The organism is Paenibacillus sp. Soil787, assembly GCF_001429545.1.
Taxonomy (GTDB): Bacteria; Bacillota; Bacilli; order Paenibacillales; family NBRC-103111; genus Paenibacillus_E.
Genome location: NZ_LMSP01000014.1, coordinates 58,305 through 82,384, shown reverse-complemented (window position 1 = coordinate 82,384; position 24,080 = coordinate 58,305). Strand labels below are relative to the sequence as shown.

At 46.3% G+C, this 24,080-nt stretch carries 27 protein-coding genes and 1 pseudogene; 16 read left to right on the top strand and 12 right to left on the bottom strand.

The genetic code is table 11. The annotated features are described in order from the left end of the window. Nucleotides 1-241: 241 nt before the first annotated feature. From ASG93_RS16870 to ASG93_RS16860, 3 genes are all read right to left on the bottom strand, one after another. Complete coding sequence (locus ASG93_RS16870; RefSeq protein WP_056833727.1) at nt 242-1,747, bottom strand: sensor histidine kinase; 1,506 nt, start codon at nt 1,745-1,747, stop codon at nt 242-244. Further along, complete coding sequence (locus ASG93_RS16865) at nt 1,744-2,427, bottom strand: response regulator transcription factor (RefSeq protein WP_056833726.1); 684 nt, start codon at nt 2,425-2,427, stop codon at nt 1,744-1,746. The genes ASG93_RS16870 and ASG93_RS16865 overlap by 4 nt, the downstream gene beginning before the upstream one ends. A gap of 224 nt (nt 2,428-2,651) precedes the next feature. Further along, the gene (locus ASG93_RS16860; RefSeq protein ID WP_056833725.1) at nt 2,652-3,809 is read right to left on the bottom strand and encodes a type II asparaginase; all 1,158 of its coding nucleotides are present in this window, start codon (nt 3,807-3,809) and stop codon (nt 2,652-2,654) included. 584 nt (nt 3,810-4,393) lie between these two features. Here ASG93_RS16860 and ASG93_RS16855 point away from each other — a divergent pair. After that, the gene (locus ASG93_RS16855; protein ID WP_056833724.1) at nt 4,394-5,470 is read left to right on the top strand and encodes a permease; all 1,077 of its coding nucleotides are present in this window, start codon (nt 4,394-4,396) and stop codon (nt 5,468-5,470) included. A gap of 55 nt (nt 5,471-5,525) precedes the next feature. Beyond that, nucleotides 5,526-6,785, top strand: coding sequence for an NAD(P)/FAD-dependent oxidoreductase (locus ASG93_RS16850; RefSeq protein ID WP_056833723.1), 1,260 nt, complete (start codon nt 5,526-5,528; stop codon nt 6,783-6,785). A 207-nt stretch (nt 6,786-6,992) separates the two neighbouring features. Here ASG93_RS16850 and ASG93_RS16845 read toward each other — a convergent pair whose 3' ends face one another. From ASG93_RS16845 to ASG93_RS35155, 4 genes are all read right to left on the bottom strand, one after another. Next, on the bottom strand, nt 6,993-7,760 hold the full coding sequence (locus ASG93_RS16845) for a hypothetical protein (protein WP_056833722.1): 768 nt from the start codon (nt 7,758-7,760) through the stop codon (nt 6,993-6,995). Nucleotides 7,761-8,361: 601 nt separating this feature from the next. Next, nucleotides 8,362-8,778, bottom strand: coding sequence for a hypothetical protein (locus ASG93_RS16840; RefSeq protein WP_063891894.1), 417 nt, complete (start codon nt 8,776-8,778; stop codon nt 8,362-8,364). Nucleotides 8,779-8,843: 65 nt separating this feature from the next. Continuing rightward, the gene (locus tag ASG93_RS16835) at nt 8,844-9,758 is read right to left on the bottom strand and encodes an inositol monophosphatase family protein (RefSeq protein WP_056833720.1); all 915 of its coding nucleotides are present in this window, start codon (nt 9,756-9,758) and stop codon (nt 8,844-8,846) included. A gap of 29 nt (nt 9,759-9,787) precedes the next feature. Continuing rightward, nucleotides 9,788-9,937 carry a hypothetical protein gene (locus ASG93_RS35155; RefSeq protein WP_156410933.1) on the bottom strand — a complete coding sequence of 50 codons (150 nt, stop codon included), beginning with the start codon at nt 9,935-9,937 and terminating at the stop codon, nt 9,788-9,790. A 197-nt stretch (nt 9,938-10,134) separates the two neighbouring features. Between ASG93_RS35155 and ASG93_RS16830 the strand changes: the two genes are divergently transcribed. After that, the gene (locus ASG93_RS16830) at nt 10,135-11,100 is read left to right on the top strand and encodes an aldolase catalytic domain-containing protein (RefSeq protein WP_056833719.1); all 966 of its coding nucleotides are present in this window, start codon (nt 10,135-10,137) and stop codon (nt 11,098-11,100) included. 97 nt (nt 11,101-11,197) lie between these two features. Here the strand turns inward: ASG93_RS16830 and ASG93_RS16825 are convergent, their stop codons facing one another. Then, nucleotides 11,198-11,521 carry a hypothetical protein gene (locus tag ASG93_RS16825; protein WP_056833718.1) on the bottom strand — a complete coding sequence of 108 codons (324 nt, stop codon included), beginning with the start codon at nt 11,519-11,521 and terminating at the stop codon, nt 11,198-11,200. Nucleotides 11,522-11,722: 201 nt separating this feature from the next. Here ASG93_RS16825 and ASG93_RS16820 point away from each other — a divergent pair, with 201 nt between their 5' ends. The 3 genes and pseudogenes from ASG93_RS16820 to ASG93_RS36810 form a co-directional block, all read left to right on the top strand. Next, nucleotides 11,723-12,484: a response regulator transcription factor gene (locus tag ASG93_RS16820; protein ID WP_056833717.1), complete on the top strand. Its 762-nt coding sequence runs from the start codon at nt 11,723-11,725 to the stop codon at nt 12,482-12,484. Then, complete coding sequence (locus ASG93_RS16815) at nt 12,481-13,848, top strand: ATP-binding protein (RefSeq protein WP_056833716.1); 1,368 nt, start codon at nt 12,481-12,483, stop codon at nt 13,846-13,848. The genes ASG93_RS16820 and ASG93_RS16815 overlap by 4 nt, the downstream gene beginning before the upstream one ends. Nucleotides 13,849-13,933: 85 nt before the next feature. Then, a pseudogene (locus ASG93_RS36810) lies at nt 13,934-14,038 on the top strand (NlpC/P60 family protein); the annotation flags it as partial. A 120-nt stretch (nt 14,039-14,158) separates the two neighbouring features. Here ASG93_RS36810 and ASG93_RS36390 read toward each other — a convergent pair. Further along, complete coding sequence (locus tag ASG93_RS36390; RefSeq protein WP_056833715.1) at nt 14,159-14,617, bottom strand: Hsp20/alpha crystallin family protein; 459 nt, start codon at nt 14,615-14,617, stop codon at nt 14,159-14,161. A gap of 130 nt (nt 14,618-14,747) precedes the next feature. Between ASG93_RS36390 and ASG93_RS16805 the strand changes: the two genes are divergently transcribed. The 5 genes from ASG93_RS16805 (at nt 14,748) to ASG93_RS16785 (ending at nt 16,696) form a co-directional block, all read left to right on the top strand. Continuing rightward, the gene (locus tag ASG93_RS16805) at nt 14,748-14,972 is read left to right on the top strand and encodes a spore germination protein (protein WP_056833714.1); all 225 of its coding nucleotides are present in this window, start codon (nt 14,748-14,750) and stop codon (nt 14,970-14,972) included. Between the two features lie 40 nt (nt 14,973-15,012). Beyond that, nucleotides 15,013-15,222, top strand: a complete 210-nt coding sequence (locus ASG93_RS16800; RefSeq protein ID WP_056833713.1) for a spore germination protein GerPB — start codon at nt 15,013-15,015, stop codon at nt 15,220-15,222. 61 nt (nt 15,223-15,283) lie between these two features. Beyond that, nucleotides 15,284-16,054 carry a spore germination protein GerPC gene (gerPC, locus tag ASG93_RS16795; RefSeq protein WP_056833712.1) on the top strand — a complete coding sequence of 257 codons (771 nt, stop codon included), beginning with the start codon at nt 15,284-15,286 and terminating at the stop codon, nt 16,052-16,054. A 3-nt stretch (nt 16,055-16,057) separates the two neighbouring features. Next, a complete protein-coding gene (locus ASG93_RS16790) occupies nt 16,058-16,240 on the top strand; it encodes a spore gernimation protein GerPD (protein ID WP_414858874.1) in 183 nt (60 codons plus the stop codon). A 3-nt stretch (nt 16,241-16,243) separates the two neighbouring features. Continuing rightward, nucleotides 16,244-16,696: a spore germination protein GerPE gene (locus ASG93_RS16785; RefSeq protein ID WP_056833711.1), complete on the top strand. Its 453-nt coding sequence runs from the start codon at nt 16,244-16,246 to the stop codon at nt 16,694-16,696. Nucleotides 16,697-16,947: 251 nt separating this feature from the next. Here the strand turns inward: ASG93_RS16785 and ASG93_RS16780 are convergent, their stop codons facing one another. Then, on the bottom strand, nt 16,948-18,585 hold the full coding sequence (locus tag ASG93_RS16780; protein WP_056833710.1) for an S-layer homology domain-containing protein: 1,638 nt from the start codon (nt 18,583-18,585) through the stop codon (nt 16,948-16,950). 129 nt (nt 18,586-18,714) lie between these two features. Beyond that, on the bottom strand, nt 18,715-19,626 hold the full coding sequence (locus tag ASG93_RS16775; protein ID WP_056833709.1) for a sensor domain-containing diguanylate cyclase: 912 nt from the start codon (nt 19,624-19,626) through the stop codon (nt 18,715-18,717). Nucleotides 19,627-19,946: 320 nt separating this feature from the next. Here ASG93_RS16775 and ASG93_RS16770 point away from each other — a divergent pair, with 320 nt between their 5' ends. After that, nucleotides 19,947-20,648 carry a response regulator transcription factor gene (locus ASG93_RS16770; RefSeq protein WP_056833708.1) on the top strand — a complete coding sequence of 234 codons (702 nt, stop codon included), beginning with the start codon at nt 19,947-19,949 and terminating at the stop codon, nt 20,646-20,648. Here ASG93_RS16770 and ASG93_RS16765 read toward each other — a convergent pair. Continuing rightward, nucleotides 20,645-21,382 (bottom strand): DUF554 domain-containing protein, encoded by a 738-nt coding sequence (locus tag ASG93_RS16765; RefSeq protein WP_056833707.1) that lies wholly within the window; start codon nt 21,380-21,382, stop codon nt 20,645-20,647. The two genes, ASG93_RS16770 and ASG93_RS16765, sit on opposite strands and share 4 nt — an antisense overlap. A 123-nt stretch (nt 21,383-21,505) precedes the next feature. Between ASG93_RS16765 and ASG93_RS16760 the strand changes: the two genes are divergently transcribed. From ASG93_RS16760 to ASG93_RS16745, 4 genes are all read left to right on the top strand, one after another. After that, nucleotides 21,506-21,739 (top strand): hypothetical protein, encoded by a 234-nt coding sequence (locus tag ASG93_RS16760; protein ID WP_056833706.1) that lies wholly within the window; start codon nt 21,506-21,508, stop codon nt 21,737-21,739. Nucleotides 21,740-21,830: 91 nt separating this feature from the next. Next, entirely contained in the window at nt 21,831-22,472 is a 642-nt protein-coding gene (locus ASG93_RS16755; RefSeq protein WP_056833705.1) for a thiamine diphosphokinase, read from the top strand. A 107-nt stretch (nt 22,473-22,579) separates the two neighbouring features. After that, nucleotides 22,580-22,852, top strand: coding sequence for a helix-turn-helix domain-containing protein (locus tag ASG93_RS16750; protein ID WP_056833704.1), 273 nt, complete (start codon nt 22,580-22,582; stop codon nt 22,850-22,852). A 157-nt stretch (nt 22,853-23,009) separates the two neighbouring features. Next, entirely contained in the window at nt 23,010-24,077 is a 1,068-nt protein-coding gene (locus ASG93_RS16745; RefSeq protein WP_235550873.1) for a polysaccharide deacetylase family protein, read from the top strand. Nucleotides 24,078-24,080: the final 3 nt, after the last annotated feature.

The window sequence follows — 24,080 nt, the reverse complement described above, 5'->3', positions numbered from 1 at the left end:
GGGCTATTAAGGGCATTGACCCGTTGCAACCCCATCGTACAGGAGACGCTCCTTTTATTTCAAAGGCCAAATATTAGCGTCTACAGGAATGTTCTTATTTCCCACAATTAGCCTCCTTTTGGCGAAATAGAAGCTTCTGGAGGCTCTTATTTTTAATTGTGTGCGCATTACTCCGGCTAAAACCATTCTATAGACTAAAAAAAGCCCCACCCCGACACATCGAGATAAGGCTCCTCTCATTCTATGGAAGCAGCAGCACTTTAAATGTACTACCTTCACCTACTGTGCTATGAACCTCAATCGTTCCGCCATGCAGCTCTACAATGGATCGGGTGATCGATAATCCCAACCCAGCTCCGCCGCTCCTTCGCGCCCTAGAGGAATCGATGCGGTAGAACCGATCAAACAAATGAGGAAGATGTTCAGGTGCAATACCTGGCCCATTGTCATGAACAGCAATTTCGATACCTGCATCTGTCTTTGCTAACGAAAGCCCTAATTCACCGGTCAAAGGATGAGTATGCTGAACGGCGTTATGAAACAAGTTGAGAACGACCTGCTTGATTTTATCCGGATCATATAGACAACGGATCTGGGGCTCCAGCGTAAAAGTGACGGTTCTGTCTCCTGCCAGTAGACGAAGCTGGGGCTCCATCTCATGAAGCATCTCATCGAGCAGCCCTTCCGACTTCTGAAAAGATGGCGTTCGATCCAATCGAGCAAGCAGCAGCAGGTCTTCAACTAGCTTATTAATACGCACGGATTCTCCGTGCATGCTCTTCAGCGCTTTCAACAGTTGCTCCGGTTGTTGATACGCTCCGCGAAGCAGCACTTCCAGAAAGCCGTGAATCGAGGTCAACGGTGTACGAAGCTCGTGCGAGGCATCCGCAGCGAAGCGGCGCATTTGCTCTTTGGCCTCTTTTTCCGCCTCAAAAGAAAACTCCAGCCGCTCAAGCATACTATTGAAAGAAGTCGATAATCGGTCAATCTCCGCTTGCCCCTGATGCGCAGGGAACCGCTCGCCCAGATTACCTGAATCGATTTGTTTCACGGTATCTACCATATTAGAAAGCGGCACCAACGTCCTCCTTAATACGGGCAGAAATCCGAGTAGCCCTATTACCAATGCTGTCATGGACAATAGTAGAAAGGTGAACAACTGACGGAGCAGCAAAGCTTTGATCGGTGCTGTGCTCGTACTCGCTTGAATAAGTCCTTGGACGCCTTGGGATCTCTCTCGAACTTGATGAAAAACAATCATCTGTTCATTGCCGTCTTTATCCTTCACGATTCGGTAATCGCCTGGTTTCAATTTCAATTTCAATAATTCCTGATATTCCTCTTTCGTAAGCTGCAAGGAGGGAGATCCATTTTCTGAAGACAACTGCTTGTAAGTTCCTTCACTGTCAATCAATGCAATGGATAATTCAGGAACGAAAATTCGAGGAAACTCTCCTCCCATATTGTCCGAACGGTTACCACCGTTAATGTCTCGTCTGGACATAAAAGGATTCTGGCCTCGATCCGGAGATTCCCCTGCCCGCTGCCAGGTATTGGGAGGTAATGTCACAAGCTGGTTACGAATCGTTTCCGCCTTGTTCTTATACAGAAATTGCTGCATGAAAATATATTGGAACACACCAATCAACAGCAATAACGCCGACATCACCAACAAAGAGCGCGATAGTAACTGGAATTTCAGCGAACCGGTAACAAAATGCTCGGCAAACCGGCCCCGCCTTTTCATGTTAAATCCATCCGGTAGCCAGCGCCGCGAATCGTACGGATCAGCTTATGTTCCTTATCGCCGAGCTTATCGCGCAAGGAGCGAATGTACACCTCGACGATGTTCTCTTCGCCACCGAAGTCATAGCCCCATACTTTATCGAGAATCATTGATTTGCTTAATACAAGTCCGTGGTTAATCGACATAAATTTGAGCAGCTCATATTCCGTAGGAGATAGCTCCAGCACGTTGTCATGCAGACTAATTTCCTTACGCCTGTCATCCATGCGAAGCGGCCCAATGATCACTTCACCGAACAAGTTTGGAAAATGGTTGCGAATCCGCGCATAGATACGAGCAAGCAGCTCCTCAAAGCTAAACGGCTTAATCATATAATCATCGGCCCCAAGCGTGAGTCCCTTGACCCGGTCATCGATTTCATCCTTAGCCGTCAGCATGATAACTGCGACATTTTCCGTCTTCTTAATCATTCGACAAACTTCGAATCCGTCCATCCCTGGCATCATCACATCCAGAATAGCGATATGCGGCTGAAACTTATTGCAAGCAGTAATTGCACTAATCCCATCCTGAGCCGTCATGACCTCAAACCCTTCATTCGTCAAGCCTAACTCCAGAAATTCTAAAATATGAGGCTCGTCATCAACGAGCAGAATTTTGATACCTTTTAATTGACGCATAGCTTTAGTCCCCCCGATGTTCATTGTACACGTTTTCTACAACCAGTATCCCATATCCTCCCTAAAAGAAATCTGAGGGGTTGCTGAAAGGCTGCTGAATGTTCGTAAATACCGTGTAAATAAAAGAAGCCGGACCCCAAAGGAATGGACTTATGATCTAGTTAGGCCATAAACAAAAATAAAAGCGCCGCCCCTTGAACGGAGCGACGCAATCGAATAATCTCTTAGTATTGGTTAAAATACTCTTGAATCTTCTGTGGATCTTTGGTTTGGGTGAGTGCCAACATCAACAAGATGCGTGCTTTTTGAGGATTGAGATTGTCGGAAGTGACAAATTTATTTTCGTCATCGATTTTTTCTCTGGTAACTATGCCTTCAGGCACGCGGGTACCGCGAATAACGACAACACCTTTCTTTACAGCATCCTGCAGACCCGGAAGCGTTTTTTCATGAATGGAGCCGTCGCCTGTACCGGCGTGGATAATGCCCTTCGCTCCGGCTGAAACCGCGGCGTCAACCATGACTCGGTCGTCATTGGCATGTGAATAGACTATATCTACACGCTTCAAATGATCTTCAGTAATATTGTGAATGTTAAAGTCGGACTGGTTTGTATGTTTTCTAACCGGCAAGTTGTAAAAGTAAGGTTTACCTCCCTGCACATACCCAAGGTAGCCTAGTTCCGGATTTTTGAAGGTATCCACGCCGGTAGTGCTGGTTTTAAAATTATCACGGGCGTTTCCAATCTTATCGTTCAAGGAAATCAGGACGCCTTTACCCTGAGCTTCTTTAGAACCGGCTAACGCTACAGCGTTGTATAGGTTTAACGAACCGTCAGCAGACATTGCCGTAGAGGGACGCATGGAACCGACGATCACGATCGGTTTATCGGAATGAACAGTCAAATCGAGGAAGTAAGCAGTCTCCTCCAGTGTATCCGTACCGTGGGTGATGACAACGCCATCATACTTTGGATCATCCAATGTCTTTTGGACTTCCTTCGCCAGCTTGACCATGATGGCATCGGTGTTGGATGTGCCTGAATCTATTTTCGCCACTTGAGCAGCGGACAGGTTAGCAATATCTTTTAGCGATGGCACCGCTTCAATGAGTTGATCCGGAGTCAGAACCCCCGCTTGATAACCGGTAGTTTGAGTAGCAACAGAGCCGGTTCCTGCGATCGTGCCGCCCATCGCTAAAATTTGAATGTTGGGCAAATTGGGTTTGACATCATTGCTCGCATTTGTGACGGAAGCTGGTTCATTTCGGGCTGTACTCTTTGCTTGTGCATCCGTTTGGTTTTTTGTCGCACATCCTGAAGATATGAGAGATAATGCCAGTACAGTGACAGCCACGATTTTGTTTCCGGTTAATATTTTCACTCGAAAAACTCCCCCTTAAAGACATTTGGCCCATCTTTAGATTAATATTAAAGCGCTTTCATTAATCAGTATAAAGACTCGACTATAATAATCTATAAGAACCTACAAAAGCAGTTCGAGTATTTTTTACGAAAATTTGCGAGGCATTCGTGCTTTCCGCGAAACAGGAGCTGCATACTATGGAAGAGAAGCTTTGCCGATTCAGACCTTTATCCACATTCAGTCATTCTTTATCCACAGAACCCTTACAATTTATTCACAATATAATCTGTTTTATCAACATGTTATCCACAGTCTGTGTGCATCTTTATTTTAATTTCTTGATAACCCCATATTTGGCAGCAGATGCAGCGTAACGAAAAACAAAGAGCTCGAACATCGATTATGACAACATAGAGCGTCATAAATCGTTGTTCGAGCATGTCGTTCGCAATATCCGAAATCAATCATATGGCGAGCTCGTTCATCAATTGGCATTTCAATAAAAAGTTGTGTACCGCAAAATATGTGTCATTCTCATTTTCTGGATATGTTATAATGATAACCTATTTAACTTGCCAAAATCTAATGTCTGGAGAATAAAAATGACACATACCAGTAACTCATCACCTCACGTAGAACCAATCAACAAAAGGGTTGTACTATATGTTATTGTTTTTTTAATAATCGCTATTGTTGGCTTAACGTATGTGAAATGGTGGCCTTACTATCATAAAGCATTCGATGCTGCAACTAAACATTCTATAGGATCGTCCATAATTTCTGGTAAAAACCCTACAGCCCCCGCCCCTTCTTGGCAAGCTGCATGGGATTATGCGCTGACTTACTACAAATCAGTTTGGAAGGCAGCGCTACTAGGCATCGTCCTTGGTTCATTGTTGCAGGTACTTCTACCGTCTACTTGGCTTCTGAGGGTGCTTGGTAAAACATCTTTCAGAAGTACTTTAATCGGAGGATTTTCCTCCATACCAGGTATGATGTGCACATGCTGTGCAGCACCTCTTGCAGTAGGATTACGTAAAAAGAATGTATCCGTAGGCGCAAGCCTAGCCTTTTGGCTTGGAAACCCGACCATTAACCCTGCAACCTTGGTGTTTATGACCTTTGTTTTGTCTTGGAAGTTCACCTTAATCCGGCTCGTATTTGGTTTAATATTAACCTTTGGAGTAAGCTATTACGCCAACCTTTTTGCTGGAAAGACGAAACTTCCAGAGAATCTAACTGCTAAAGCAGAGGAAGTAACAAAAGAACAATCTGGCTCATTCATACAAAGATGGTTGAAAAGTATGGGGTCGATGATTCTTCATATTGTTCCAGCCTACATCATCGCTGTGCTTTTATTAGGAGCAAGCAGAGCCTGGTTATTTCCTGCAGTCGGGGAAACTGCCGGAAATAGTATTCTTCTTATTATTGGTTTTGCTATTGCAGGTATGCTATTCGTAATCCCTACAGCGGCAGAGATACCGATTATCCAATCTTTAATGACCTTTGGCCTTGGGACAGGTCCTGCAGCTGCATTATTGCTTACGCTGCCTTCCGTCAGTTTGCCTTCTCTGTTAATGATTTCGAAATCATTTCCTAAGAAAGTCATTCTGTTTGTTACCGTTTCAGTAATTGTGCTTGGTATGTTAAGCGGCATAGTCGGTGTTATATTTCTTTAAGACGCCTTGCATGCTATGATGGTGTCAAAATATGCGATGTAGGGGCTTTATTCGAATGACATATGATGTAATTGTAATTGGCGGCGGTTCCGCAGGTCTTATGGCTAGCATTGCCGCGAGTATGGATGGCGCGAAGGTGCTTTTGGTCGATAAAGGGGACAAGCTGGGGCGTAAGCTCGGGATATCCGGCGGCGGCAGATGCAACGTAACGAACAACAAAGACATGGATGATTTGATCAAGCATATTCCAGGCAACGGGCGCTTCTTATATAGTGCTCTGACCCATTTCAGCAACAAGGACATCATTGATTTCTTTGAAAATCTCGGTATCCGCCTAAAGGAAGAGGATAACGGTCGCATGTTTCCCGTTAGCGACAAGGCCAAAACCGTCGTAGACGCGTTGATCGGCCAAGTTCGCAGACAAGGTGTCGAGATCCGGACGAACAGTCCGGTCAAGATGGTCTTGTACAAGGACGGCAGCGTCCAAGGCGTACGTCTGCACTCCGGCGAAACGATGAACAGCAAAGCTGTCATCATTGCTTCCGGCGGATGTTCTGTCCCGCAAACCGGCTCGACAGGAGACGGTTATGCTTGGGCCGAAGCTGGTGGGCACACCATCACGCAGCTCTTCCCCACCGAGGTTCCGTTAACCTCGAAGGAAGCTTTTATCCGCAGCCGTGAGCTGCAAGGACTTTCCTTGCGGGACGTGACACTCAGCGTGTGGAACACCAAAGGGAAATCGATCATTTCCCACCGCGGCGATATGTTATTTACGCATTTTGGTTTGTCAGGGCCGATTGCGCTGCGCTGCAGTCAGTTCGTCGTGAAAGAGCTCAACAAGTCAGAGCGTAAGGAAGTCCTGCTCACTGTGGATCTCTTTCCGGATCAAAGCACGGACGATGTGTATAACCAAAGCATGGCTCTCGCCAAAGCTGAAGCCAAAAAAGCGATCAAAAACGTGCTTAAGCCTCTATTATCCGATCGATTAATACCGATCATGGTCGAGAAGTCTGGCTTAGACGATCAGCTTACGTACGACAACATCCCGAAGCAAAAATGGCTCGAGCTGTGCAAACTGATGAAAGCCTTCCCTGTTATCGTTAAAGGAACACTCTCCATAGAGGAAGCCTTCGTCACAGGCGGCGGCGTTCAACTGAAAGAAATCGATCCAAGCACCATGCAATCGAAGCTGGTGAATGGGCTTTATTTCTGTGGTGAAATCCTCGATATTCATGGATATACAGGCGGTTATAACATTACCGCGGCATTTTCAACTGGTTATATGGCTGGAAAAAGCGCCGCTGGGCAGGTATAAAAGAAGGACCCGCATCCTAAGATGCAGGTCCTTCTATCTAGCTGTAAGTACAACTGTTGTCGAAATCGCTGCTGGACCTGGAACGCCGGTCACACCAAGTTAGATTGAAATGCGGTCACTAGGTTGTTATTCATTAGAATCATCCCGCGGAAAATCGAGATTTAATACGGTTTTTAGGCGTTTATTGGAATTAGAAATGGAACTGAGCTACATCGTATGTTGGTCATGGACAATCGCAACTAGATACCACTGAGTACCTGAATTCTCGTAAACAAGCCGCAGACTGGTCCAATCCATCCCTTGAAACTGCGGATCTAGACCTGGATAATGATACTCCACCGTAATCGCTGAAGTCGTCGGATATACACTGAACACATTATTAATCATATTCCCTTTGCCGAGAATAATGTTATAGCTAATTTGTGGTGCGGCTGCAAAATCTTCGTTATAAACAAATTTATCCCAATAGTTAGGAAAAGTGAGGTCAATGGGGTCACCTGAACCATCGTAGTCGCCCCAGTGTGTCGTGCTGGTATTTGCCCAAAGGGCTGCAAGCCCGCTGCCTAGAACCTGGACATCACTCGACACATGTATATAAGAGTACGGCGAGAATTGTACACCTTTCTTCGGATGAATCAGCTCTGCGAGCTTTTTCAGATCCTTCTCCTTCAGCGCTTGTATCGTTTCTTTCGCACGGCTTTCGATTGCTTTTTTGGCGTCGGCTTCTTTGGCGTACGAAGTTGGACTTGGTTTGACACTAGGGGTAGGAGTTGTGATTGGTACCTGTGCGGTTGAATTCGGTATGACTGTTGGTGTTGGGGAAATTGGCGTCGATGGTGTAGAAGGAGAGGCTATTGAGGTCGGTTGTGGGCTGCTGCTGCTTGCGCCTGTGTCACCTTTTGTTTGTTCACCTACACATCCGGTCATCACACTTATTATTGCTGCCACCAAAACCATCTCCATCATGCGTCTCATCCGACTCACTCCTCCACAAATTTACTTCCTTATCTCACCAGACGCAGTAATGAGGGGAAAAGTTACGCATTCTGTGGTATCTACAATAAAAAGGCGGATGCCTATTGGCTTACTCAGTCCTTGGGCGAGAGTTTTTGTAGATGTTGCTGTAAAATAAGAGACAACCCTAGACTTATGTGTTGAAACATTCGTTTGCTTATTCGTGAATTGTTGTACTTTGTACAATAATAGGCAAGCAAACCCACATTTTCCACGCGAATGTTGCAGAAAATACAACAATTCCAGCCAAATGTGCCTCTATAGCCTATAAAAAGGCTAAATTGTTGTACAGCATACAACATTCTGAGCTTTCCGCGGAGAAATCTAAGAAATTGTTGTACGTTGTGCAACTTGCCTTCCTATTTCAACCAAAAAAGCACTAACCATTCGGGTTAGTGCTTGGGAGCGTCCACGGGATGAGTGGCACACGTAGGTTTCACCCCCAATAAGGATGTTTTTCATCCTTATGGCGGGGCTGCTCGGCCGCGGGCGCGAGTTAGCGATGTTTTTCATCGCTATGACTCTGCTTTCGCGCGCCATGCGCGGTCTCCCCCGCCCCATTTCACAGCCTGATACCGGCGCTGAAATGGTTGTAGTCGTCAGCGGACGGATCAAAAGCCGCCTCTTCCTCGCTCGGCACCGCGTCCGTTACCGCCTGTACGTTCGCCTCAGCGTAGCCATCGGACCAATCCTCATTCACGGTGTGGGCCGGAATGCGGATGGAACCCTCCAGATCGTAAGCCATGGCGTATATCGCTGGCTCGGACTCAGCCTGTGGGCGATCCACTAAGCGACCGCCGTGCGACTGCGCAATTTCTATCGCAGATGTGATCTCCTGTGCATCAAGATGGATGTGCACCGTGGACATCTCTCCGCCCAGTAATTCCGGCTTGTAGCCAAGCTCGTCCAGCGTATCAAGCGCAAGGAGCGCATCCCGCTCCTTATCAAATTCAAAAAATATAGGAACAAAGCTCTTCATCGCATAGCATCCTTTCTTCCTCATCTTGCAAAGTATGCCATTATCATCTGCATATTGCTCCCACATTATTCTACTTTGATGGCTTCCTGCACGAATGCCAGCAGCTCCGCATGATACTCCGGCACAGCAGCCACCAAGTAAACCGCCTCTGCCATCCCTATTCCCACTTCGGAGCTTATACTTGCACTTGCACTTGCACCTGCACCTGCACTTGCACTTGCACTCGCACCTGCGCTTAAACCCACGCCCGAGCTCCCAAGCATAGCAATCGGATTACCCGCAAAATCCGTCACTTTCACGCCAGCCTCCTGCGCGAGCAGCAAACCCGCGTATAAATCCTCACCTTCTGAGTTGTACAACACGACACCATGCAGATCGCCTCTGGCAAGCATCGCCCAGGTCAATGACGGTGCCCACATGCGCAGCACTCTTTTAACTGAATGCTCTAGATGATGCCTTAGCTCTAAGGCTCTATGATCGTCCTTGCCAACCCCATGGCCTTGAATCCATGAAATTGTGGACTTAACCAACGCACCCTTCGGCTTCGCCTCAAGCTTAACCTCCTCCTGCCAAGCACCTTCGTCCTTAACAGCAACATAATTTAGCCCCAAAGCCGAATCATGGATTACTCCTAAGACAATTTGTCCTTGATAGCTTAAAGAGATGCAAACGCCATAAAGCGGTATGCCCAAGGCGAAATTATTCGTTCCATCCAGCGGATCAACATGCCATACCCAATCGCTGTTTGCCCCTCCTTCACCCGCTTCTTCACTGTATATACGATGACTCGGAAAAACCGCCAGGATGTCTTCCACTATCAAACGATCCGATAGCACGTCCACTTCTGTGACCAAATCTCCGCGATCATCCTTGTGCTGAATATCCAGCTTGCCCCCGAATCGTTCTCTTGCCAGCTCTCCTGCTTTCCATGCGGCTTTCACGGCAACCTCTTTTGCTAATGACCACTCGTTTCGATTCATTAGGCATCCTCCCCCGAGACCATATGGAGCTACATCTTGGCCAAATTATAAAATCCGTATCCATAAATAGGAAGCTCATTTACATTGTACGCTACTCTAATACCGGACTCAATCGCGCCTTCGTCATTACCACCATCCCCAAGCGGCAAGCTTCTGCAGGATGGTTCCTGTGAAGGCATCGTTCATTGTGCTCTCCAAATCGAGAAGTACCCCCATCTTCTCGGGTCGCTCCGTTTGAGAACGTGCAGTTTTCCTTTAAGTTTGAAGGACCTGACACATGTTTATTAAGTGACATTCATTGACAAGCTGCCTCAAGATAAGTGATAATATAGCAAAATCAGAAGCGATATAAGCAGTCGAAAGGGGCAATACGAGTATGGTTAAGCATCATCAACACAAGATTTTGGATTGTACGATTCGGGACGGCGGTTTGGTGAACGATTGGGATTTTAGCGTGGAATTTGTCCAAGACATGTATCGCGGCTTAAGTGCAGCCGGTGTAGAATATATGGAAATTGGTTATAAAAACTCGGAAAAGCTGCTTAAAGGCGGATCATCCGGTCCTTGGAGATTCTTGAATGAATCCTTCCTTCGTGACGTTATTACCAAAAAGACCGATACGAAACTATCTGCTCTCGTAGATATCGGCCGTGTCGATGAGAACGACATTTTACCTCGTGAAGACAGCTTACTTGACCTGATCCGCGTTGCTTGTTACATCAAAGACGTTGATAAAGGCCTTGAGCTTGTTCAAAAATTCAATAGCATGGGCTACGAAACGTCACTTAACATTATGGCGCTTTCCCATGTAATGGAAAATGAACTGGTTGAAGCTTTCGAAGAAATCAATAAAAGCCCTGTTGATGTTGTCTATATCGTAGATTCTTACGGCAGCATGGATCATAAAGACATTGACTACCTCGTAACGAAGTTCCAACGTCTGCTTCCTGAGAAAGAACTTGGCTTACATATGCACAACAACCTGCAGCTTGCTTTCGCGAACACGATTGCCGGTGCTTCCAAAGGCGTGACTTTCCTTGATTCCTCTGTCTATGGAATGGGCCGCGCAGCAGGGAACTGTACGACGGAACTTCTGCTTAGCTATTTAAAAGGAGCACGTTACGACATTCGTCCGGTACTTGAAATTATCGAGAAACACATGATTACGATGCGTCAAAAATGGGATTGGGGCTATCTCATTCCTTACATGATCGTAGGAGCGCTTGATGAGCATCCGCGTACGGCTATGGCTCAGCTTAGCTCAGATGAAAGAAATAACTTTGTGGAATTCTATGACCGTTTGACTTCCGTAGAGACAGCTCCTATTATTCATAAAAACTAATTATTTAAATTGAAAAATACCCCTTATCGACTGCTCTCAAAGGCTCTGGCCTTCAGATCTATCGATAAGGGGTTTTTTATATCCCCTCACCTTACCATTATTTAACGATTTTGGCGGATACCACGTAGTCTTCTGCATACGCACGGTCAATGAGGAAGATGAAATCCTCTTCTTCTCGGCGATACGGATTTTTTTTACGGAACACCTCAATATACTCACTCTCGATTAACTCCGTACAACCCTCGTCTGCATAGATCAATCCATCTTCTAAACGTTTTAGCGCCTCAACCATAACCTCCCGCGAATTGAGCTCCCCTTGAATCTCCACATAGACTCTTGTGGTAGCATCGTGGTCTTGCAATAAAATCGCTACTTTCTGGTTGGATTTGATGCGCACCTTCTTTTTCGGAGATATACTCATCTGTCCTACTCCTTCGTCAGTCTTCTATGATTATTTTATGTTACAAAGGTTAAACGCGGACTAGGCTAATGAACGCTAAAGAGACACTCCCCAAAGACTGCGCTTTTCACCTATGTATGTAAATGTACCGAATAGAGAAAATAAAGAACGAATCGACACCGCTGACTATCAGTGAGCCGTTAGGAGTGAAATCTATCCGCCATGAGCCGCATATTGCTAATTGAGGACGAAGAACGTATCGCCAGGGTGCTTCAGCTGGAGCTGGAGCATGAAGGCTACGAGGTACATACAAGAGCAGATGGGCGCTCTGGACTGAATGCAGCCTTAAACGAGCCGGACTGGGAACTTATCCTGCTTGACGTCATGCTGCCGGAGCTCAGCGGTCTAGAGGTGCTTCGCCGCATACGGCAGGTTAACGCAACCCTTCCCATTATCCTGTTGACGGCACGCGATGCTGTCCCGGACCGAGTCAGTGGACTTGACCAAGGCGCTAACGACTATGTGACGAAGCCTTTTGCCACAATCGAACTGCTCGCCCGCATTCGCAGTCTACTTCGCCAAAGAAGCTTGCAGGACCAGCCAACAGAGCAGCCTCATTTGCTGAAAGTAGATAATCTCACCATGGATTTAAAAAGTAGAGCTGTTATACGAGAAGGTACACCGATCGAATTAACGCCTACGGAGTTTGATTTACTGCGCTTCCTTATTCAGCATCAGGACGAAGTGATGTCGCGGGAGCAGATCATTTCAGAGGTTTGGGGATATGATTTCGTAGGAGATACGAACGTGGTTGACGTGTATATCCGATATTTGCGGCAAAAGGTGGATAAGCCCTTCTCCTCTAAGCTGATTCAGACGATACGCGGTATTGGCTACTTGCTGAAGGTTGAACCTTCCTCGAGCAAAGAAGCGGACGATTCGGCTGGTGAATCTGTTCCCAAAGACGGGCAGACACCCTCATGAGCCTTAAGCTGAAAATCACACTGTGGGTTTCCGCAGGGCTGATGGTGATTCTTTTTTTCAGCTTCACTTTTGTCTACTATATGTTCATTCGGGTTACGACCAAGGGCGAAGTGGAGCTGCTGAAGGACAAGGCCCGCACCCTGATTCAGAAGGATTTACCTAGTCATCCTGAGTATTGGCAGGATAAGTCGCAGATGGAAGAGCTCCTCATTCCGCAAGAAATGTTACGATATATTGCTCCAGATTCAAAGATTGTTTATCAAATATATTCCGACCCCATGCTGCTCCAATTTCCTGCCAGTTATGTAGACAAAGAGACAGTCATCTTAAAAACAGCGCCCGACGGAATTTTTATATTCGTGAAAATGCCTGTGTACAAAGAAGGGCATCAGGTTGCTATTTTAGAAATTGGACGCAGCATGCGGAGGTTGGGCGAATACTCCCGCATGCTCATCTCTATTCTTTTATTAACGTCCACAGGTGCGCTGATACTTGCTCTCTTTGGGGGTTATTTCTACACGAATGTGCTCTTTCGACCGCTTCAGCAATTAGTGACCACGATGCAAAACATTGAGAAAAGCGGCTCATTTAGGCATATCCCCTTGCCCGACAAGCTAACGAATGATGAGTTAACCATGCTTGGTGCAACATTTAATAGAATGATTGATAGGCTGCAGGAAATGTTTCAAAAGCAAGAGCAATTCCTTGCGGATGCCTCCCACGAGCTGCGTACACCGCTTACGATCATTGAGAGCTACGCAAGCTTACTGCGAAGATGGGCTCTGCAGGATGAGAAGCTGCGTGAAGAAGCGCTCGAAGCCATCATCTCCGAATCAGCCCAGCTGAAGATTCTCACACAAAACCTGCTTTCCCTTACAGATAAGGAGAAAGAAGACTGTGCACAGAAGATCACCTTCGACCTCCTTCCGATTGCCCAGCAAACCGCAGCTTCGCTTAGATTTACTTCCAGCAGAGAGATCGAGGTGCAGATTGATCAAGACCTGAAAGAGCTTCATATGAACGGAGATCCTTCTAAAATCAGGCAGTTACTCATTATTTTTCTAGATAATGCACTCAAATACAGTCAAGACATGGTCGTGTTAAAAATCGGCGTCACAGAGAATACGCGGGTCACCATCGAAGTCATTGATCAAGGTATTGGCATCGCGGAAAGTGACTTACCTCACCTATTTGACCGCTTCTATCGGACGGATAAAGCAAGGAATCGCAAGCAAGGCGGAGTGGGTCTGGGACTGGCTATTGCGGAGCATATCGTTCAGAAGCATGAAGGGACCATCCAGCTCAAAAGTTGCTTAGGTCAAGGAACTACCGCTTTGATTACGCTGCCAAAAACGTGTCAATAGAAACATTACAATGAAATTCTCATCGTTCTCTCAGAATTCACCTTAACACCTTGGATACCACTGGCCAAAGGCGGGTCAAACGCGAACACTTGACTGCTCTTCCTTCACCCAATACGTGTTCAAGCAGGTTGGCGTAAACCTGCTGCGGATCTCTAAACAGCAATCCCATGTCGGAAGCTACGTATCCAGAAGCAACCTTCGCAAATTGGTCGTCCCGTTATATGACAGCTCGCCGCGTTCTTTAGTCAAAATAAGGAAAACCCTCAAGCCATATGGCTTGAGGGTTTTTGTTTTTTCTCCTACTGACTCGTTAGTAACGGATGTACGCCTCAACATAGTTTTCCTTCAAGCCACGCTTGCGCACCTTGATCTCCAGCAGACGCTGTTTGTAGCTCACTTTAGCCGTCCTTGGCTGCACAAGGGTTGGAAGCTTAAGAATTCGGTTCTTTCCGCTTAGAAAGCCGGTTAGCTTGATCTGATTGGATTTCACAAACACCTGAAGCGCTCTTGGATTTTCATCTTTGGCAATCTTCACCTTAATAATGACGTGTTCATGCGTCTCAAAGATTTCTGAGCCCGCATAACCTTGGGTAAACATATTGGCATCCAGACCTGGCATAGCTTTTTTCAGCATGTCCTGTACATATCCCTCGGCCCACGTCATATTATCTAGAAAGGTCTGCCCTTTTTCACCGAAAGGCAGCTTTTGCCCAAGGAACTTCTCAACTTGCTCCCATTTTAGCCAAGGATGGCGATTATACCCGCTCAAGCCCATCACCTCATTTTCACTAGCAGTATATGTGCCTATTCCCTGATGTGACACCCTTAGGAAAAACAAGGGCACCTCTAGGCGAATACCCTCATATACTATAGTTGTGATAAGCGCAAGGGGGTCGACTATGCCATCTATCGTAGGGAATGTCAAAATCATCAGCGTGGGGTCGGGCTCCATCGTCCACTTCGGCGATTCCTTTATCATCGCACCTACCAGCTCCTCCAAAACTTTTGCCGGAGCAGGCTCATTTAATACCGGAGATTTCCCTCGCATCTATAATGCCTATAGCACCACCGTAACCAACGATTCGGACCTTATCGAAAACAATGCCAGCGGAGTAATCATTTAAATCCATTCATATATTAAGCTGAGCGAGGTGTTCATCCAAAATGAACTGGACCATCCATCAGACCATTATGATTCAGCATTTAAAAGTAGACTCAGTGTCTAACTCCTCCGTTCTGCAAATTGGCACCGCTGGATCGATCCGAGCATTATCCAATCTGTACAATACAGGCGGCTTTGTTGAAGCCGCGCCACAGCTTGGAGCAAGCGCAACGAACCCAGTCTCCTTGGTGCCTTTACCGGCGCCAACTTAATGTATCCCCCCAACTCGGGCGTTACAAGCTGATTGAAATCGGAAGGAGGTGCCTTTCCTAGATGCATAATTGTATAACATGGCAGCAATGGGCCCAGCAGGTCTCCGCCTATATTGAAATGCAGAAGCAGCGAATTGATAAGCTCGAACAAACCGTAACCAAACTGCAAACGGACCTTAACGTCTTGAAAAATCAGAAAGGCGTCCACATCGATAAAATTGAATATAAATTCGATCAACTCAAAGTCGAAAAGCTTGACGGGACCTTAACAATCGGGATTAACCCCAGCATACTTGACAATATCGATGACCTATCAGTGAATGGTGCCGCCATGGGGAAATATGCTGGAGCTGATGCGAATGCATTTTTTCAGGGGCAAATGCAAGGTCAAGGCCAAGGCCAAGGTCAAGGACAAGGTCAAGGGATAAGTTCATGGGAAGGAATAGGGAAGAGACCACCGGTGCAAGATCAGGGGCAGGTCACCGGGAATCAAGGTCAAGATCTGGGGAAAGAAAGTACCTCTGGTTCCGGCATTCAGCAGGAGGTCTCTAGCAAGTTAGAACAATACTTGCAATATGGAGTTCATGCCGATATGAACAATCTCGAAAACAAATATCAGTATCCATTGGACGAGGATTACAAAGCCCTCATCATCGATGATATCCGTAAACAGCTAGACACCCGCATTCAGATTTATGTCAATCAGTACCGCAGCGCTGGTTTCAAAGAACCGATGGAGGCCGTGACAACCAGCATCATCGAGAAAACAAAACAAGACATATTCAGTGCAATTGAGAGTTACATATCCAGTTTACCGAGGAAGGAAGGCTAAAATATGCTGAACTTAAATGTGGAAAACAAGCAACTTTTCGTAGGTGATGTACGAATCGTCGGGGTTGCCAGTTCTTCTGTATTTCTCATTGGCGATACAGAAGTCATTTCATTGTCCTCCATGTTCGATACTCCCCCAGAATCGGTCATCATTTCACCATTCGTGCCTCTTCCATCGGAGGAATGACTCATGGTTCGCTTATCTATCGTCGGTAATGTTTATATCAATGACTTAGGCTCAAGCAGTATCATGCATGTTGGCGATAACATCAACACAGCCCTGAAAACAAGAGCCTTTGCTGTCCAGCGCGAAGTTCCCTTTTATTATGGGAATGAGGGAAGCTTCAAGGCTTATCCCTTTTTTCAGAGACCTTTTCCCATCCCTCAGCCTCCGGAACCCTTCACAATGTGTGTGGATAACTTAGGTTCATTTATTCGTGTACAGAACATTCGTATTATTGGCGTTTCCTCTTCCGCTATGCTGCAGATCGGCTGTAATCGTATCACCAGTGCTGAAACTCATGTCAAAAATATCCGCCAATTCGTCACAGATAAGCCCGGCCCCAAAGGAAAGACAACCTTTGTCCAACTGGGCAAAGAAGCAGGCATCGGTTTTTTTGAAGGGGCTTCCAAGCAAACTTAGGATTAACCTAAGCGCTTGGATAAGCAAAAAAACTACGACTGATCAATCAACATACAGCTGTAGAGTAAGGAAATGGGTACGAAATCAACTTCAGATTCATCTTTCCCGACTAAAGGACTGGAGCGACGTCCGTTAAACGTCTATTTCCGGTTGGTTTCATTAGCTGTGTGCTTTAATTGGTCCGTCGTAGAAAAAGAACCGCACCCCACTCGGCAAGCCGGAGTAGGGTGCGGTTCTCTGCTAGAGCCGGCTCACTTCGTGAGCAGCGGCTGGGCGCGGCTGAGCAGCGCCGCCATCTCCCCGCGCGTCAGTGACGCGCTCGGGCGGAACGTGCCGTCCGCGAAGCCGTCGACAAGGCCATTGCTGCTCATCGCAGCGATGGCTTCCGCCGACCAGCTTCCTGCCGGCACGTCGGAGAAGCCCTTCGCAGCGGCTCCGCCGCCAGCCTGCGAAGTCAACTTCAAAGCGCGGGACAGCAGCACACTCATCTGCTCCCGCGTCATGATCTGATCCGGCGCGAACTGGTCACTGCTGATCCCTTGGATCAGCCCGCTCATCTTCGCGAGCCGGATATCCTGCCAAGCCCAATGGGTGGCAGGGACATCACTGAACGAGGCGCCGATTGCAGCCGCCTCGCCCTTCAAGCCCAGCACGCGCACGATAATCGTCGCGGCTTCCGCTCGTGTGAGCGCCGCGTCCGGCGCGAACCGGTCAGAGGCTATGCCCAGCATCCAGCCTCGGTTCGCAGCGGCTAGCACATTAGCTTGCGCCCAATGCTTCTGCATGTCGGCGAAGTAAAACCCGTCCGACCATAAGCTGTAATAGTCCCATGTATCAGAAGGTTCCTGATTCAAGCTCCAGCTTCCAGTCCCCTTCAAGCTATACTTGCTTACCAATTTCAGCTTTTCTTTGAGTGACTGTTCGTTCTCGAACCACACGGTGTAGTCTCCGGGGCCCAGCTTATTACCATCACTAGAAGCTGCCTCGGTTGGACTTATCGTGAAAGTTGCTACCGGTGATTGGCTAACAGTATCATACCGCACAGTCCCCTTATACGTGTCAATCAGCTTCATTAATGTCTGATCGGATACACCTGAGCCATTAGCGGCAGCATCTTGATTCCAGTATCGCCCGTAGAACGGAACACCAAGAACGATTTTATCAGCTGGTGCCTGCGCTACTGCGTATTGAATCGATTTCTCGACAAAGGGTAAACTTGCCACAGGTCCCGGAGTCGGATCTCCAGGATAGCTTTCATCATAAGCCATGACCATTAAGTAATCACTCACCGCGGCTAATGCCTTGTAATCATACAAAGCAATCCAGCTCTTCGTCACCCCTGTAGGATTCGCTGCTACAGCCACTGATACTTCCATCCGGCTCGGGAGTTTATCGCGCAGCAATTTGACCATATCCGTATATTTATCCCGGTAAGCTGCATCTACATTCTCGATATCCATATTGATGCCGTCCAACTTATTATCCTCGATAGCCTTTACAATTTGATTCACAAGCGCTTCTCGATTATCAATGGCTTTCTCACCTAGCGTCCTATCGAAATCATTACTAAGAAAAGGAACAACCTTCTTCCCTCGCTCATGCATGTCGGTAATGAAGGAAGGTTGAAGAGATTCGGAGAGTTGCAAACTACCATCTGCGTTGATATGAAAATAGCTAGGCGAGACGACATCGAGTGTCTGACCGCTTTTATCCACTTGCGAGGTATAGTTATTTGAATCCCCAAAGAAGAGATAGGACATCGTGAATTTTCCTAGAGACGAACTAGCTTCAGCCTTAACACTAGGTTCCGAGGTTGTTGCTATTGTCAAAAGCCCCGCCGCGGCTAGTATCATCACGAATTTGTTCCATCGATTTTTGGTTTTATTCATCGGCCACCTCTCATTTCTAGCATCTAACTGCTTCCTCTATTTTGCTAGAAAGAAATTGAATGTGCCACGGTAAATATTGGTGAAACCAAAAAAACGTTACTTAGAGCATTCAGCTCCGAGTAACGGTTTCTAATAAAACTGGTAGTGGTTACGGCCCTTTCCCTTCACTTTGTATAGAGCAATATCTACTTCTTTCATCATACTAGTCGCATCGGATTCATCCGAGCGGTACATCGTAATCCCCATGCTGACTGTTGCGCGAAATAGCTGCCCTTGTATGTCCCATGGCTGTTCAAAACACTGAATGATACGCTGGGCGACGCTTTCTACGTGTTCCATGCAATCCACCGCGGGCAATAAAATGGTGAACTCATCGCCTCCCATGCGGGCGAACATATCAACCTCACGGAGGCATCCTTTGATTCGTTGCGTGAAATCCTGCAAGAATGCGTCTCCTATATCATGACCCATCGTATCATTAATCACTTTGAAATCATCTATGTCTAAGTATAAAAGTCCAAATGGTCTCTTCGTTCGATTCGCTTGCAAAAGCATTTGCTGCAGATGCTCCTTAAACATTCGCCGGTTAGACAAACCTGTTAGAGGATCATGAAAAGCCATGGCAACAAGACGGCTCTCTTGATTTTTGCGCATCGTGATATCCGTAAGTACGAAAGAAATCTCGGCTAGAACTCCCTCATCATTACGAATTGGAATCGCGGTACATTCGTACCAGATGATAGTCTTAGTAACACTTCTCGCTCGAAATTCTAGCTTACTGCTGCTGCACGTTTGCAAGGTTTTGATAAACATTTTATGTAAATCCATACCATATTCCGAATCAATAAAGTCCACTACTTGCTGAAAGTCCTTTGGTATAAATCCTATCACCTCATTAAAATTCTTGGAGGCGTAGGTCAAATTTCCATAAACATCAAATATGCTAAACAGATCCCATGCCTGCTCGATGAATTGGCGTACGAATGTATCCTTCTGTAACGATGAATGTTTGGCAATATCCGAATCAGCCTTATGACTCATTACTTCGCAGCCCCTCTCGTACTTATTACATAGAGACTTAGGTAGCTTAGCATGGGAACATAAAGAATCAATTAAGTTCAGCCAAACTTTTCGTCAATTGGAGTCGAAATATGACTATTTTTTTATAAATTTCACATTTGTCGGGATTGAGAGGCAGATCAAATTACCTACTTTGGAGAAAGAACCTTACCAAATCTCTTCATCTGTCAATAAAAGGATAGAAATGTCCAGGAGAATCGTTCTATAATGAAGGTAACATGTTAGAGTGGGAACACCGTTCTTTCTACCAAGCTGTTCCGTTACTGAGGAGGATTTCTAGTATGGCAGGAGAAACTATTTTAGTCGTAGATGACGAGCAAGAAATTGTCCAATTGATTCAACTCTATCTAGCGCGGGAAGGCTATAAAGTCATCAGCGCCAATAACGGTCACGATGTATTTGAGATCGTGAAGGAACATAAGCCTGATCTTATTATTCTGGACATTCTGTTGCCAGGACTTGATGGTATAGAAGTTTGCCGGCAGCTCCGCAAAACGAGCAATACGCCGATCCTGTTCATCTCCTGTAAGAGCGAGGATATTGATATTATTCTCGGATTAAGCATGGGTGGCGATGATTATATGACGAAGCCTTTCAGTCCTAGTCAGCTCGTCGCTAGAGTCAAAGCTCATTTACGTCGAAACTCCATTCGAGAGCAGCATCAGGATGACCCTCAGTTGGTGAAATTCCCTGGCCTCGAAATCGATCTGGTCAGCCACATCGTTCGCGTGAATGGACAGACCATATCGTTATCGGCCAAAGAATTCGATTTGCTTTCCTTAATGGCTAAGACCCCTAATCGGGTATACAAAATCGAGCACCTGTTTGAACTTATATGGAGCCTGGACAGCATGGGCGATCCACGAACACTCATTGTACATATTAGCAATCTGCGTAAGAAAATTGAATCTAACCCAGCTGAGCCTCGCTACATTATTACGGTTCGTGGTGTTGGGTACAAATTTAACGGTTCAGCTGTTTAGAATAGTCGGTTGAACCATACAGTGAAGTAATGCTGTAGAGGAACCGCTGCTGCCGCTATCACTAGTGCCGGAAGCATGTTGGCTACATTCATTTTTTTAATTTGGAGAATGTTGAGGCCTACGCCAATAACCAGGACGCCGCCCACGGCAGTAATTTGGACGATCATCGCATCTAGGGAAGCTTGGCTAAATGCCATGGCAATTAATGTTGCAGCTAGTGCGATGACACCTTGCATAAGGAACACAGATACTGCCGAGAAGATTACACCTATCCCAAGGGTAGATGCGAAGATAATGGATAAGAATCCGTCCAACAATGATTTGGTATATAAAATATCGTGATTATGCCTAAGACCGCCATCCAGTGGCCCCAGAATAGCCATAGCTCCGATACAATAAACCAACGTGCATGTCACGAAGCCTTCTGAAATACTGCTTGTAGGATGTGCAGAAGAATCTTTGCGGAGCAGCGCCTGCAACCAGTCACCTAGCTGCCCAAGTCTGTGCTCAATTCGCAGCAGCTCTCCAATGATACCTCCAATAACTACACTCATAATGACCAGTACGATTTGATTAGACTTTAATGCCATCGTAATGCCCAGCACAGTAATGGCGAGCCCAAGGCCCTGCATAACTGTGCTTTTTATGCCTTCCGAGATGCGGGGCAGCATCATTCCTAATAATCCCCCAATCATAATGGCGATTGCATTCACAATCGTCCCCCATAAAGCCATGCTGATTCATTCCCTTTCTGACTTCTAGTCTGTGACAACCTTCTCATTCTACATGATTCTGCTCATAATTTCCTCCATCGTTGGAAATGGTATGAATGAGCAACAGGAAAGGAGGAATACAGCATGTCGAATGACAAATCGATGGATCCCATGACTGGCGACACGGTTGAGACGGACGGTATTTATGCCAATGAAGCAGGACGAGAGGTTACGCTCAAACGCGGCGACGAGTTTCCCGCCGATCTTATTTTGGGACGAACGACTTGGGAATTGCGAGGTTTCGCCGATGAATCCGTGATTGATCATGACCAGTCTGAGCTTAACCCTATGCGCAAGCGCGTGGACGCGAGAACCTAATCATAGAACCGGGCTGCGATGAATGCAGCTCGGTTTTTGCCTGCGTATGATATACTAAGGGGATGATATATCAAGCGTTGGGGGAACAAACATGAACGGAAAACGAATTATCATTGTAACTGGAGGGACACTCGGGGATTGGGCTCTTGGCGACATTCATGAGGATGACGTGCTCGTGGGGTCGGACCGTGGTGCCTTATATCTGATTCAACATGGCTATTCGCCGCATATTTCACTTGGTGATTTCGATTCCGTCACTGCCGAAGAGTTGAGCCGTATTCGCTCTTCCAGTCTCACTTTCATCGATTGCGACCCGGTCTTCAAGGATTTAACCGACACCGAAATGGCCTTTAACTGGGCACTGGCTCAGCAGCCTGATCAAATCGTCCTGCTTGGCGCGCTAGGCACACGCTTTGATCACTCGTTAGCTAATGTACATCTGCTTCGCAAAGGTACAGAGCAAGGCGTCTCCTGTTCCATTGTCGATGCCAACAATCAAATCATTGTCATTAACCAATCCACTCGTATACTACGGGGGAGCTATACACATATATCCTTGCTGCCGCTTAGCTTGGAAGTAACAGGCATCACACTGCACGGTTTCCAATATCCGCTTCATCAAGCGACTCTTCAGATTGGACAATCCCTCGGAATTAGTAATGTACTCAAGGAATCGGAAGGTCACATCGAACTCCAAACAGGCTTATTACTTGTTATTCAAAGTAAAGATTAAGCAAAAAATTTTAAAATTAGACAATCTCATATGAATCCTATAGGGATTAACTCTGTTACAATGAACTGTACGCCATACATTAATTAAGATATTGAGGTCGTTCAAGCATGCAGCATGTACATGAGAATCCGGTAAAGAGCCTTCATCATAAGAGTGTGGAATCCGTCATAACCCAATTTGCAGCCTTACATTTGCTTACGAATCGAGAAGCCGAAATTATAGGTCTTATCGCACTCCATGGCTACAGTAACAAAGAAATAGCTGACCACTGCAGCATTAGCGAAAAAACAGTTAAAGTCCATATCGATAAAATTATGGATAAAGTCGGAACACGATCGATGCGCAAGCTTCTAGCTGCCATCATCAGCAACGCGGTTTAACAACGCGCCAAATACTGCTATTTGAGCTGGAGACAGTTTGGATAGCCGTATTTTATAGTAGGGAATCTCTCTAACTGGCTTGAATAGGTATATTTCTTCCAACCTTTGCTTACAAATAGAGTGATAGATTATTCCTCTAGAAATGGTTGGTGTGCCTATGTACTACCAAAGAAAGAGATTCCTTTTTTATTCGGTACTAGCTGGACTATTTACTATACTTCTCCTATTTGTATTCTTCGGCCTAGACTCCTCGGGATATCGATTATGGGGGTCCTCATCAATTCCGGCAATGATCCCTCATCAGGTCAATGCTCAAATCATCGAATCTCCTTCCCAAGCTCCGGTCGAGGTCTATAATTCTGCCCTGGACAAGCCCGCTCCAATTTTAGAAATAAAACCAGATCTTCCTCTCCTAGAGGAACCCAAATTACCTACGGCCTCCACCGTTACATTGGATACTTACGTTCCGGCTCCTGTACTCGCCGCGATTCCTTCGGCTGCTTCCGAAATTAAAGGGGCCGTCCAATCTACAGCAAAACCAACACCTCTGCCGTCCAAAATCAGCATACCCGTCCTCAACTATCACAGTGTCACGATTGACCCAGGGAATGTTGTCGTTATTTCCCCAGCTAAGCTGGAAGAGCAGCTGACGTATCTTCACGACCACGGATACACCCCAGTCTCTCTCGCAACATTTATTAGCCTTATCGAAGGAAAAAGCGATGAGGCGGCTCCAAAGAAACCAGTGCTGCTTACTTTTGACGACGGATACATCGATAATTATGAGCAAGCGATGCCGCTTCTTGCCAAATATGCCTTCCAAGCTACCCTCTTTATCTCACCAGATATGAACGATCAGGAAGGTTACCTGAATTGGGAACAGATCAAGAAGCTGCAAGAAGCCGGATGGGACATTCAACCTCATGGGATGACACACCCTCATCTCCCTCAGCTTTCATCGGATCAGCAAGCCTACGAAATTCTAGAAGCCAGGAAGCAAATCGAAGAAAAGCTCGGAACCAAAGCCGACGTATATTGCTACCCTTATGGCGAATATAACAAAACGACGTTGAAGCTTCTTAAGGATCATGGATTTCGTTATGCTTTTACGATTGATCAAGGCTTTGCAACAAACCAGCAGTCTCCCTATCTGCTCAAAAGGCTTTTTATTAACGGAGAAGAAGGCCTGAAATCGTTCATTCGCAAGCTTTCTACGTACGATTAGCGA

Excerpts from the sequence above, each read along its gene's own strand:
- ASG93_RS16865 (WP_056833726.1), bottom strand. The coding sequence starts at position 2,427 with ATGCGTCAATTAAAAGGTATCAAAATTCTGCTCGTTGATGACGAGCCT.
- ASG93_RS16760 (WP_056833706.1), top strand. The coding sequence starts at position 21,506 with ATGTCGAATGACAAATCGATGGATCCCATGACTGGCGACACGGTTGAG.
- ASG93_RS16840 (WP_063891894.1), bottom strand. The coding sequence starts at position 8,778 with ATGAAGAGCTTTGTTCCTATATTTTTTGAATTTGATAAGGAGCGGGAT.
- gerPC (WP_056833712.1), top strand. The coding sequence starts at position 15,284 with ATGCATAATTGTATAACATGGCAGCAATGGGCCCAGCAGGTCTCCGCC.
- ASG93_RS16785 (WP_056833711.1), top strand. The coding sequence starts at position 16,244 with ATGGTTCGCTTATCTATCGTCGGTAATGTTTATATCAATGACTTAGGC.
- ASG93_RS16800 (WP_056833713.1), top strand. The coding sequence starts at position 15,013 with ATGAACTGGACCATCCATCAGACCATTATGATTCAGCATTTAAAAGTA.
- ASG93_RS16820 (WP_056833717.1), top strand. The coding sequence starts at position 11,723 with ATGAGCCGCATATTGCTAATTGAGGACGAAGAACGTATCGCCAGGGTG.
- ASG93_RS16790 (WP_414858874.1), top strand. The coding sequence starts at position 16,058 with ATGCTGAACTTAAATGTGGAAAACAAGCAACTTTTCGTAGGTGATGTA.
- ASG93_RS16765 (WP_056833707.1), bottom strand. The coding sequence starts at position 21,382 with ATGGCTTTATGGGGGACGATTGTGAATGCAATCGCCATTATGATTGGG.
- ASG93_RS16770 (WP_056833708.1), top strand. The coding sequence starts at position 19,947 with ATGGCAGGAGAAACTATTTTAGTCGTAGATGACGAGCAAGAAATTGTC.
- ASG93_RS16805 (WP_056833714.1), top strand. The coding sequence starts at position 14,748 with ATGCCATCTATCGTAGGGAATGTCAAAATCATCAGCGTGGGGTCGGGC.
- ASG93_RS16870 (WP_056833727.1), bottom strand. The coding sequence starts at position 1,747 with ATGAAAAGGCGGGGCCGGTTTGCCGAGCATTTTGTTACCGGTTCGCTG.
- ASG93_RS16850 (WP_056833723.1), top strand. The coding sequence starts at position 5,526 with ATGACATATGATGTAATTGTAATTGGCGGCGGTTCCGCAGGTCTTATG.
- ASG93_RS16780 (WP_056833710.1), bottom strand. The coding sequence starts at position 18,585 with ATGAATAAAACCAAAAATCGATGGAACAAATTCGTGATGATACTAGCC.
- ASG93_RS16750 (WP_056833704.1), top strand. The coding sequence starts at position 22,580 with ATGCAGCATGTACATGAGAATCCGGTAAAGAGCCTTCATCATAAGAGT.
- ASG93_RS16835 (WP_056833720.1), bottom strand. The coding sequence starts at position 9,758 with ATGAATCGAAACGAGTGGTCATTAGCAAAAGAGGTTGCCGTGAAAGCC.
- ASG93_RS16815 (WP_056833716.1), top strand. The coding sequence starts at position 12,481 with ATGAGCCTTAAGCTGAAAATCACACTGTGGGTTTCCGCAGGGCTGATG.
- ASG93_RS16825 (WP_056833718.1), bottom strand. The coding sequence starts at position 11,521 with ATGAGTATATCTCCGAAAAAGAAGGTGCGCATCAAATCCAACCAGAAA.
- ASG93_RS16830 (WP_056833719.1), top strand. The coding sequence starts at position 10,135 with ATGGTTAAGCATCATCAACACAAGATTTTGGATTGTACGATTCGGGAC.
- ASG93_RS35155 (WP_156410933.1), bottom strand. The coding sequence starts at position 9,937 with ATGCCTTCACAGGAACCATCCTGCAGAAGCTTGCCGCTTGGGGATGGT.
- ASG93_RS16775 (WP_056833709.1), bottom strand. The coding sequence starts at position 19,626 with ATGAGTCATAAGGCTGATTCGGATATTGCCAAACATTCATCGTTACAG.
- ASG93_RS16855 (WP_056833724.1), top strand. The coding sequence starts at position 4,394 with ATGACACATACCAGTAACTCATCACCTCACGTAGAACCAATCAACAAA.
- ASG93_RS16755 (WP_056833705.1), top strand. The coding sequence starts at position 21,831 with ATGAACGGAAAACGAATTATCATTGTAACTGGAGGGACACTCGGGGAT.
- ASG93_RS16845 (WP_056833722.1), bottom strand. The coding sequence starts at position 7,760 with ATGAGACGCATGATGGAGATGGTTTTGGTGGCAGCAATAATAAGTGTG.
- ASG93_RS16745 (WP_235550873.1), top strand. The coding sequence starts at position 23,010 with ATGTACTACCAAAGAAAGAGATTCCTTTTTTATTCGGTACTAGCTGGA.